1 pseudogene is annotated in these 354 nt (G+C 54.5%); it reads left to right on the top strand.

Annotated features, from left to right (window positions below):
• Positions 1-354: pseudogene (locus tag B2Z72_RS00905) on the top strand (tryptophan synthase subunit beta); the annotation flags it as partial.

Raw genomic sequence — 354 nt, 5'->3', positions numbered from 1 at the left:
CTGAAAGACGCCATGAACGAAGCCATGCGTCACTGGGTAACCAATGTGGATGACACTTTCTATATTATCGGCACCGCTGCTGGTCCACACCCATACCCTATGCTGGTGCGTGATTTCCAGAGTGTTATCGGCCGCGAAGTACAGCGTCAGAGCCTCGAGCAGATCGGTCGTCAGCCGGATGCTCTGGTTGCCTGTGTCGGTGGCGGTTCGAATGCGATTGGTCTGTTCCATCCATACATTAAGTATCCGGAAGTAGCGATGTACGGTGTTGAAGCCGGTGGTCTAGGCCTGGACGGTGATGATCATGCCGCGCCATTAAGTAAAGGTATTCCGGGCGTTCTGCACGGCAACCGT

This window comes from Thalassolituus sp. UBA6592 (assembly GCF_002433655.1).
Lineage (GTDB): Bacteria > Pseudomonadota > Gammaproteobacteria > Pseudomonadales > Oceanobacteraceae > Venatoribacter.
The sequence above is the reverse complement of the archived record's forward strand: the minus strand, read 5'-3'. Positions and strand labels throughout refer to the sequence as shown.